Below are 9,092 nucleotides of genomic sequence, written 5' to 3'. Positions count from 1 at the left end.
ATAGTTGATGCTGGTGGCGAGCTCGAGGGTGAGCGCCACGCCCCCGATCTCCGCGGCCACCGTGGCCAGGGTGATCACCAGCGAGGCGAGGAGATTGGCCAGCCCGAACCGCGGCCCCAGGCGCTCGCGAACCAGATCGAAGACCGGCCGTTGCGAGACTGCCGCGACGCGCCCCGCGATTTCTGCAAAGACGACGATTCCGAACAGGGACAGCAGCGTCGCCCACGCCAGGTTCATCCCGAAACGGGAGCCGACCTGGGAGCCGGCGACGAGCTCGCCGATGTCGACGAAGCCGCCGATGGCAGTGAGGATCCCGAGCGCAATCTCGAAGACGCGCTTCATCCGTGCTGATCCGCGAAGGCACGCAGCTTCTTGGCCACCTGCTCGAGCTCGCGTCTGGTCGAGACGAGCGCATCGTGGTCGCCTCGCCGTCCGGCAATCCGGGTGTCGGCGAGGGAGTTCTCGGCCTGCTCGAGCAGATCACCGAGATCGGAGCGGAGCACCTCGCTGCGGTGATCGGGCGGCTGGATGGAGCGGAACGTGGAGGCCGCCCCAGATGCTGAGTCTTCGGCCTGGCTCGATGCCACCGACACATAGGCGGCGGTCGTGTGCCCCCGGCTGACCGCTTCAATGAGGAGGAGATCGGAGTTGAGCGCGGAGTCCACGGCTTGCGCCGCCTTGACGGCCTTGGCCTCGTAGGTCCCCCGGGTGCGAGCCGTTGGCGTACAAGCGGTCGGTGCCAGCAGCCCGATGAACAGGCAGATGCCCGTCAGACGACACCGAAGGCGGCGAGCGTCTCGGAGCCTCGACAGTCGATGCTGGCCGGGGGGCGATGGTCGCGGCCCGGACCATGCAGGCATCGACGCGTTCACATCAGTCGCGAGCGAGCGTCGTCACTTCCACGTTGCATGCCGTGGATCTACCCCGATAGCGTTCGCTAAACGACCCGAGCCTCGGGCGTAGCGCGCAGCCACCACCTTCCTCGACTGCGCCGCACCGGGAACGGCGCATTGCCCGTCGCACTGGCGGCTTTGACGCCAGCGAGAATCTCCGTTACGCGGCGGACCACGGGACACAGAGCTCCCGTACGACAAGCTCAGCGTAGGACACCTTCACCAGCTCGCCACTGTCCTGCCACACCTCCAGTACGAGCGAGGTCGTGCGGTCGGGGCCGAACAAGCTGTTGCCCCGCAGGAGCTGTCGACCTTGGCTCAGCTGGGCGAGCACCAGGGCATTGATGGCTTCGCTGTGCAGCGGCTCTTGGCCGGGGATCTTGGTATGGCTGAAACGCGTGCCCGTGGTGATGGTGCTGTCCCAGTCGACGCGGAGCAGCACTTCGTACCACCCATCGGTGTCGAAGAGCACACCCTCCTGGGCAAGGTGGACATGCGGCGAGCCACCAGAGGACTCCAGTTCGATGGGCGTGAGTCGGCGATTCGCGCTCGCGACGGGTTGGACTGTCGCGAATCGGATCTCATCACCCGTGGCCATGGGCGCGACCGACCCTAGATGGAGCGCCGGTCCGGGCGCGACGACCTCTGCGCTCAGAGGTGACCGGGGTACGCCGCGAAGCAGCCCGAGCACCCGACGCGGATCGTGTCGTCACCGCAGCAGACCCTGCGCTCGACGCAGATCCGACACGAGTCCGTCGAATGCAACCTGGCGCCGGTCGGGGTTGCGGTCCCGCAGCACGGCGGAGGGATGGATGGTGGCTACGACGGGACGGCCCTCGAGTTCCAGTTCGGTGCCGCGTGCGGTCCCAACCCGGAACGAGGGACCCAGCAGCGCCTGGCCGGCGGTCGCGCCGAGAGTCACCACGACGTCGGGGTCGACGGCGACAAGTTCCGCGGCGAGCCACGGGCGGCAGGCCACGATCTCGGTCCGGTTCGGCTTCTGGTGGATTCGCCGCTTGCCGCGAGGCGTCCACTTGAAGTGCTTCACGGCGTTGGTCACATACAGGCTGGCCCGGTCGAGGTCGGCAGCGTCGATGGCATCATCCAGCAGCCGGCCGGCCGGGCCGACGAACGGTGCCCCGGCCCGGTCCTCCTCGTCGCCGGGCTGTTCACCGACCAGCAGCAGTCGCGCCCCGGGCGGACCGGCGCCGAAGACGACCTGGGTCGCCCGTTCCCACAGGTCGCATGCACGGCACTCGGCCGCCTGATCGGCCAAGGCAGACACCGTCGATGCCCGATGGAACTCGGTCATCGCTATCGCCGCGTGAACAGCCCGCCGAGCAGGCAGACAACTCTCAGCCGATTCAGTCGATCGGAGGCTCCGTCGGCGGATCCCAAACTCAAGATTGAACGCATGCGTCTCCAACACGTCCGATCGGCAGATGGCTGTACCCCAGCCAGCGTGAGTTCAATCGTGGCCCTTTGGAACGCGCGCGCAGTAAGTTTCGCACTGCCACGCGCGAAGGCCCGCGCGTTCGAGCTTTCGGCGACGACTCGCTGCGACGCCGAGGGTATGAGCTCTCGACCAGTCGAGATTGCGCTGCTGTCTCGATGGGGCCTCTTCCTTCTCGTCATCGTTCGCCCCCGGGACGCTCTGGGCACGGCCCGCAGGCGGTGGACGGGGGAAGGCTTACGCGTTCGCGCGCGCCTTGGCCGCCTCGACGCGCTCCCCGAGCCCGTCAAGCGTGGACTGGTCGACCGAGGCGCGGAACTTCGGAAACACCTCGCCTTCTTCCTCCTCGACGTGGTGGACCACGTTCGCCTTCAGCTCCGCCACGATGCCATCAACCTCGGAGGAGGCGCCATCGGCTGCCTGGAGTTGAGCGACAAGCTCCTTCATCTGCTGGTGCTCTTGCTCTGCCTCGTCGACCATGTCGTCGAGGCCGGCTTCGCGCATCGCCGGGTACACGAGGGACTCCTCGACCTCTGCGTGCAGCGTGAGCTCGGTAGCGATCTTGGCCACCACTTGGGCCTTGGCCGCGCCGGTGTTGTCCTCAGCCTTGGAGAAGAGATCTTCTACCTCACGGTGGTCGGTTTCCAGCAGTGCGATGACATCCGGCATGGCATCTCCTAAGGCTCGAATCAGGTGTGGTTGGTTCGCGTGTTCCCGGCCTCGGTCGGCTTCACACACGACCGATCGCGCGGTTTGACGAATGACGGCGGGCGGGAACGAAGCAGCGCGATGCGCGAGCTCGTGTTGACGGGGATAAAGGCGCTGAACGGGGGCCTGTTCGTCGTCGGGTTCGCGCTCCTCGGCGAGACCGCGGTGCCCAAGCGCTTCGCCGGGCTGTTCTCCGCGGCGCCGTCGATCGCGTTGGCCAACCTGACGGTGATCGTGATCGCCAAGGGCCACGCGGATGCACAACGCCAAGCCACCGGGATGATCGTGGGCGCCCTCGCCATGGCGGTTGCGTGCGCCGTCGGAGTCGTGTTGGTTCGGCGCTATCGGGCCCGCCGCGGTTCGGTTGCGCTCTGTGGCCTCTGGCTGGGTCTCGCCGAAGTGGGCTACCTCTGGGTGTTGCGGTGACTCGCGAGCCGCTCGAGCCTCAAGCCGGCAACCCGATCATGGGCTTTCGGCCCCAGAAGCTGCACGATGTGAAGTTCTCCGACCTGGCCATCCGGTTCGCGTTTGGTGCTGGGGTGTCGACCGGGGCGGCGGTCGTCGGCCGGTCGTTCGGCCCGGCGATCGGCGGGATGTTTCTGGCCTTTCCAGCAATTCTCCCCGCCTCGCTGACGCTGCTCGAGCAGAAGCACGGCGCCGAAGCGGCCGCGCACGACGCCCGGGGCGCGGTGCTGGGGAGTGTGGGATTGGTGAGCTTTGCCCTCGTCGCTGCCCTGCTGTTCAGGCGGGTCAGTGCCGCCGTCGTGCTGGCCGGGGCGACCGCGGGCTGGGTCGTGGTGTCCCTGGGCCTCTACCTCGCCGTAGCCGCGTGGCGCCACCACTACCGCGGCCGGCAGCACGAGATTCTTCGGCCGACAGCCCGAACCCGACCAGAGCAACTCGCGCGGCGGTGAGCTCGGCTCGCACGACCGACACGAAGAATGTCGCGACGAAGATCGGCGACATGCTTCGCCGACGCGAGGAACACGCGGGCGTGGCCGAGTCGCTCACCGGTGGCCAACTCGTGGCGTGCCTCGCGAGAGGCGACAACGCTGCTGACTGGCTGCGTGGCGGGCTGGTTGCCTACCAGCCCGGGGTCAAGCGCGCCGCCCTGGGGGTGACGCCGGGCCCCGTCGTCACGGAGCAGACGGCGACCCAGATGGCTGCCGGGGTGGCCGAATTGCTGGCCGCAGATCTGAGTATCGCCGTCACCGGGATAGGTGGCCCTGACGCCGAGGAGGGCCTGCCAGCGGGAACAGTATGGCTGGCGGTCCGTTACCAAGATGTCACCTCCACCCGGTTGCTCCACCTCCAAGGCGATCCGAGCGCGATTTGCGACCAGACCTGCGCTCGGGCGCTTGACCTGGCGTACGACGTCCTCGCGGCGCTGAACGCGATCGGTGGCCCGCACTGAGAGCCGTGGCTTCCTAAGCGGGCGAGGACTTCTGCCGGCGTGAACCGCTGCCCATCGCTCATGCCGCTCAGGTCGAATTCGGAGCCGCGGTTTGCTTTCCCGCGGCGAGGGGCACTCCGACGGGGCCATGACGACCGGCACCAGCCGGCGCTCTCGCGGTGCGGGGCCCGAGACGCCAACGACGAAGACCCGGAATGGTCGGGCGAGCCGCTCCCGCGCTCGGGTCGACACCACTCGAGCATCGAGCGGCCCGTTGTGGCGACAGTATCTGCGCGCCCTCGGCCCGGGGCTCGTGACTGGTGCGTCCGACGACGACCCGTCAGGCATCGCCACCTACGCCCAAGCGGGCGCGAAGGTCGGGTTCGGGTTGTTGTGGTCCGCCCTGATCACGCTTCCGTTGATGAGCGCAGTGCAGGAGATGTGCGACCGCACCGCGCTCACCACCGGGAAGGGCCTCGGCGAACTCGCGGTCAAGCGCTTCAAGCGGCGTGGGCGGTCGGTGATCAACATCCTCGGAGCCGCGCTCATCGTCGCCAACGCCCTGAACATCGCGGCGGATCTGTTGGCGGTGGGCGGCGGCATGAACCTGCTCCACGCCGGCCCCGCGGTGGTGTGGGCCTTGATCGGCGGCGTCGCGGTGACGGCGGCGGTGATGGCAGGCTCGTTCGAGTGGTTGGCCAGGGTGTTCAAAGTGCTGTGCGCGGCGCTGCTCGCCTATATGGCCGTGCTCGTGCTGGCCCATCCCAACTGGATGAGCGTGGCCAGCCACACCCTCATTCCCCACATCGAGTTCTCAAGCGACTACCTGGCACTGCTGGTGGCGGTGCTCGGGACCACGATCTCGCCATATCTCTTCTTCTGGCAGAGCGCCCACCGGCTCGAAGAGCTGCGGGACGAGCCCGCCAACGGCGACCGTGCCACGCCGCTGAAGGAGCGCAGCCACCGTGGGGCCCGGGCCAAGCGACGCACCGCCCGCCTCGACGTGTTCAGCGGCATGGCCTTCTCCAACCTGGTGATGTTCGCCATCATGGTGGCAACCGCCCAAACCTTGGCTCGTCACGGCCAAAACGACATCCAAGGCGCGGCCCAGGCCGCGCAGGCACTCAAGCCCGTCGCCGGCAGCTTCGCCGAGGAACTCTTCGCCTTCGGTTTCATCGGCTCGGGAATGCTCGCGGTGCCGGTCCTCGCCGGTGCCGGCGCGGCGGGTATGGCGGGACTGCTCCACAAGCGGTGGGGGTTCTCCCGCTCGCTGCGCCAGGCCCCCGTGTTCTACGGACTTGTCGCGCTGGGCACGATCGGCGGGACGGCGCTGAGCTTGCTGCACGTCAACCCGATCCGCCTGCTGGTCATCGTCGCCCTCATCAACGGCATCGCTGCCGCGCCATTCCTCGTGGTCATCCTGTTGATCGCCAATGACTCGAAGCTGATGGGCAAGCGCCGTAACGGCCGGGCCGCCAATGTCTTGTGTTGGATCACCGCGGGCCTCATGAGCGCGGCGGCGCTGACGCTGCTCGTCACCGGGGGTGGACTTTAGGGCCCTGACGACTGACGGGCGTCGACAGATCGCGGGCGTCGCGATGTCGCAGTCTCTGCATCGCTCAACGAACGGGTGCCGATGACGCGTCGTCACCCGGCTCCCCGCATCGGAGAGGAACGAGCACGCTGGCAATCACGGCCTGAGCGCAAGTTACGGGCTGCGGAGGTCCGGGCATGTGCCATTTCGCGGTTAGGAAGCATGCAGCTGTGTTTGTGTCGCACGGCGGTCGTGTTGATACCGTGCCAGGGGCGACCAGGAGCAGTGACGTGATCGTTGCGGTGTTGCATGACGAAGGACCGGGCAGATGACGTCCTTCGGCTACACCTTGTCGAGCGAGGAACACCCGCCGGAGCGGTTGGTGGACAACGCGCAACGCGCGGAAGCAACGGGTTTCGACTTTGTGTCGATCTCCGACCATTTCCACCCCTGGGTGAGCGCCCAAGGCCACAGCCCGTTCGTCTGGTCAGTGCTGGGTGCGATCGCCGCAACCACGCATCGCATCGAGGTCGGCGTCGGCGTGACATGTCCCACCACCAGGATCCACCCGGCGATCCTCGCCCAGGCCACCGCCACGACGTCGCTGCTGCTGCCAGGTCGGTTTTTCTTCGGGGTGGGCACCGGCGAGGCACTCAATGAACACATCCTCGGACACCGCTGGCCCCGCCCGGAGGTCCGGCGCGCCATGCTCAGCGAAGCGGTGGAGGTCATCCGTGCGCTGTGGGCCGGCGACCCGGTGGATCATCGCGGCGACTTCTATGAGGTCGAGAACGCCAAGCTGTTCGACCCACCGACCGAACCGCCGCCGATCGTCGTGTCCGGGTTCGGCGATGACGCCGTCGCCCTCGCCGCCCGCATCGGTGACGGCTACTGGGGCCACGCCCCCGATCCCGACGCCACCCAAACATACAAAGCCAACGGCGGCACCGGCCCGCGGTACGCGCAGCTCAACGTCTGCTGGGCCGACGATGCCGCCACCGCACGCAAGACCGTGCACGAGGTGTGGCCCAACGCCGGCATCCCCGGCCAGCTCGCCCAAGACCTCCCCACCTGGTCGCACTTCGAGCAAGCCGCCGAGCTCGTGACTGAGGACGACGCCACCAGCTCCGTCCCCTGCGGGCCCGACGTCGATCCGGTGCTCGAGTCGATCACGAAGTTCCTCGACGCCGGGTACGACCACCTGTATTTCCACCAGATCGGCTCCGATCAAGACGGGTTCTTCCGGTTCTGGACCGAGCGCCTGCAACCTGCCCTCGTCAACTTCGAGGCCGCGCGCGATTTCCGCCAAGAACGCTGACACGCCGAATCGAGCACAGATCATCGCAACATGCGCGACGTCAAGAACGGGCTCAACCGCGACAACCTCGGTTCCGCTGGGCATCGCCCTGGATCAAGGCGTGTCTATCTCTGAGCGCAGCAGACCGGCTGCGGCTCCGAGGCGGTGTCTCTCGAGACCATCGAGTTGGCTCTGTGCCCGGGTGGTGGTCGCCACCGGGGAGATCGACATAGCCAGTGCCCCCGGGCTCTGGGCGGCCCTGTCCGAGGCCATCGCCGCCGGTCAAGGCGACGTGGTCGTGGACCTCTCGGGAGTGACCTTCATGGACTGCCAAGGACTTAACGTCCTCCTGCGGGCGTTCAAGGCGCTGAGTCCGGAGGGCAGACGGCTGTGCCTCCGCGCCCCTCGTCCCCAGGCCCGCAAGGCGCTGGAGGTCAGCGGGGTGGCGAGCGTCCTCACGCTGGACGGCTGAGCGCTCGCACCTCGAACCACACGGTCTTGCCCCGGCCGTGACAGTCGGCTCCCCACGCATTGGCCAGGGCGTCGACCAGGGCCACCCCCGGCCCGTGGTGGCGTCGGTCGGGGCCATGCAGGGCTGGGGCAGGCGGGCAGTCGGCGTCTGAAGGACGACACCCGCCGACTGGAGACCAGTTCTTCTCGTATGGCCACGTCGCCGAGTCCTCGCCGACGCCAGGCGTCCGGCCACCCTCAGTCGTTTCCCCCGCTATCGGCCCGAGCGTCGTCGTCGTCCGGTCGACCGTAGGAACATCGTTGGCGCGGGGAACGGTAGAAGTGGCGCCGGGATCAAGGGCGGCGTCCGATGGCGGTTGTCCGACTGCCCGATGCCGCCGCCGTCGACTCCCTCTCGCCGCATGCGCCGATGCCAGCCCGACCACCCCGGCGCATCCCCCGGGAGCAGTTTCACTCGTCGTGTTCGTTTATTCGCCATTGTCCTCACGTCTTCCCACGGGGTCGACTTGCACAAAAGCGTTTCCTGGGCGAGCCACCATGGGAAGAGGATGCTCACGTCGACTTTCGAGGAGTCCCATGGACGCGATTGCACTGTTGAAGCAGGACCACCGAGAGGTGCAGAAGCTATTCCGGAGCTTTCGAGGCGCAGGCGTCCGCGCTTCGGAGACGAGCGGCGCCCTCGCTGCCAAGATCGTCACAGAGCTCTCCCGGCATTCGGCGATCGAAGAGGAGGTCCTCTATCCCACGCTCCGCGAGCTCTTCCCGGACGACGAGTCCGAAGAGTTCGTCCTCGAGGCCCTGGAGGAGCATCACGTGGCCAAGTCCATGCTTGCCGAGATCGATCGTTTGTCGCCTCAGGATGAGCGATTCCGAGCCAAAGTCATGGTGCTCATCGACAGCGTCGAGCAGCATGTCGCCGAGGAGGAGCGCACCGTGCTCCCGGAGCTCCGGCGCGCGCTCAGCCGGCAACGGTTGAACGAGCTCGGCGATGCCTTAGCGAGCGCCAAGCGCAGGGCGCCAACCCGCCCGCACCCACACGCGCCCGACGAACCGCCGGCGCTTCCACTGGTGGGTGCGGCGAGCGCAGTCGTCGACCGAGCGAGGGACATAAGCGAAGAGGCAATACGCCGGCTGACCGGCTGAATAGCGGCTGTCGCCGAAAACGACGACTGCATCCTCGGCGGCGATGCAGCCGTGACGTACACACGAGTATGGCTTCTATTTCCACGACAGATGTGCGCCGGCACCTGATGATCCGGGTTGGTTGAGACTGGCGGGAGTCGAGGCGACCTAGTTGCGAGCGTCAGAATCCGTGGATTCTTGGAATCCCCGGTATCTCGCAT

Annotated in this window: 11 protein-coding genes and 1 pseudogene (1 of these 12 only partly in view); 7 read left to right on the top strand and 5 right to left on the bottom strand. The window is 67.4% G+C overall.

Annotated elements, in window-relative coordinates; translation table 11 throughout:
- From E6G06_15230 to E6G06_15210, 5 genes and pseudogenes are all read right to left on the bottom strand, one after another.
- Window positions 1–342, bottom strand: a pseudogene (locus E6G06_15230) (divalent metal cation transporter) (it extends 864 nt beyond the left edge of the window).
- On the bottom strand, window positions 339–665 hold the full coding sequence (locus tag E6G06_15225) for a hypothetical protein (GenBank protein ID TML89036.1): 327 nt from the start codon (window positions 663–665) through the stop codon (window positions 339–341). Before E6G06_15225 ends, E6G06_15230 begins: the two are co-directional and overlap by 4 nt.
- A gap of 388 nt (window positions 666–1,053) precedes the next feature.
- Window positions 1,054–1,491, bottom strand: coding sequence for a hypothetical protein (locus E6G06_15220; protein TML89035.1), 438 nt, complete (start codon window positions 1,489–1,491; stop codon window positions 1,054–1,056).
- A 111-nt stretch (window positions 1,492–1,602) separates the two neighbouring features.
- A complete protein-coding gene (locus tag E6G06_15215; protein TML89041.1) occupies window positions 1,603–2,286 on the bottom strand; it encodes a UdgX family uracil-DNA binding protein in 684 nt (227 codons plus the stop codon).
- A 297-nt stretch (window positions 2,287–2,583) separates the two neighbouring features.
- Complete coding sequence (locus E6G06_15210; GenBank protein TML89034.1) at window positions 2,584–3,015, bottom strand: hemerythrin domain-containing protein; 432 nt, start codon at window positions 3,013–3,015, stop codon at window positions 2,584–2,586.
- Between the two features lie 120 nt (window positions 3,016–3,135).
- Here E6G06_15210 and E6G06_15205 point away from each other — a divergent pair, with 120 nt between their 5' ends.
- The 7 genes from E6G06_15205 to E6G06_15175 all read left to right on the top strand — a co-directional run bounded on the left by E6G06_15205 (window position 3,136) and on the right by E6G06_15175 (window position 8,892).
- A complete protein-coding gene (locus E6G06_15205) occupies window positions 3,136–3,480 on the top strand; it encodes a DUF3147 family protein (GenBank protein TML89033.1) in 345 nt (114 codons plus the stop codon).
- Window positions 3,477–3,968: a DUF3147 family protein gene (locus E6G06_15200; protein ID TML89032.1), complete on the top strand. Its 492-nt coding sequence runs from the start codon at window positions 3,477–3,479 to the stop codon at window positions 3,966–3,968. The genes E6G06_15205 and E6G06_15200 overlap by 4 nt, the downstream gene beginning before the upstream one ends.
- Before the next feature lie 50 nt (window positions 3,969–4,018).
- On the top strand, window positions 4,019–4,468 hold the full coding sequence (locus tag E6G06_15195) for a CinA family protein (protein TML89031.1): 450 nt from the start codon (window positions 4,019–4,021) through the stop codon (window positions 4,466–4,468).
- A 127-nt stretch (window positions 4,469–4,595) separates the two neighbouring features.
- Window positions 4,596–6,002: a divalent metal cation transporter gene (locus E6G06_15190; protein TML89030.1), complete on the top strand. Its 1,407-nt coding sequence runs from the start codon at window positions 4,596–4,598 to the stop codon at window positions 6,000–6,002.
- A gap of 307 nt (window positions 6,003–6,309) precedes the next feature.
- Window positions 6,310–7,299, top strand: coding sequence for a TIGR03557 family F420-dependent LLM class oxidoreductase (locus tag E6G06_15185; protein ID TML89029.1), 990 nt, complete (start codon window positions 6,310–6,312; stop codon window positions 7,297–7,299).
- Window positions 7,187–7,750, top strand: coding sequence for an STAS domain-containing protein (locus E6G06_15180; GenBank protein TML89028.1), 564 nt, complete (start codon window positions 7,187–7,189; stop codon window positions 7,748–7,750). Before E6G06_15185 ends, E6G06_15180 begins: the two co-directional genes overlap by 113 nt.
- Before the next feature lie 536 nt (window positions 7,751–8,286).
- Window positions 8,287–8,892, top strand: a complete 606-nt coding sequence (locus E6G06_15175) for a hemerythrin domain-containing protein (GenBank protein ID TML89027.1) — start codon at window positions 8,287–8,289, stop codon at window positions 8,890–8,892.
- Window positions 8,893–9,092 lie beyond the last annotated feature (200 nt).

It is taken from the genome of Actinomycetota bacterium (assembly GCA_005888325.1).
Taxonomy (GTDB): Bacteria; Actinomycetota; Acidimicrobiia; order Acidimicrobiales; family AC-14; genus AC-14.
The sequence above is the reverse complement of the archived record's forward strand: the minus strand, read 5'-3'. Positions and strand labels throughout refer to the sequence as shown.

Coding starts and splice junctions, on each gene's coding strand:
- E6G06_15205 (TML89033.1), top strand. CDS start 3,136: ATGCGCGAGCTCGTGTTGACGGGGATAAAGGCGCTGAACGGGGGCCTG.
- E6G06_15175 (TML89027.1), top strand. CDS start 8,287: ATGGGAAGAGGATGCTCACGTCGACTTTCGAGGAGTCCCATGGACGCG.
- E6G06_15210 (TML89034.1), bottom strand. CDS start 3,015: ATGCCGGATGTCATCGCACTGCTGGAAACCGACCACCGTGAGGTAGAA.
- E6G06_15190 (TML89030.1), top strand. CDS start 4,596: ATGACGACCGGCACCAGCCGGCGCTCTCGCGGTGCGGGGCCCGAGACG.
- E6G06_15220 (TML89035.1), bottom strand. CDS start 1,491: ATGGCCACGGGTGATGAGATCCGATTCGCGACAGTCCAACCCGTCGCG.
- E6G06_15185 (TML89029.1), top strand. CDS start 6,310: ATGACGTCCTTCGGCTACACCTTGTCGAGCGAGGAACACCCGCCGGAG.
- E6G06_15195 (TML89031.1), top strand. CDS start 4,019: ATGCTTCGCCGACGCGAGGAACACGCGGGCGTGGCCGAGTCGCTCACC.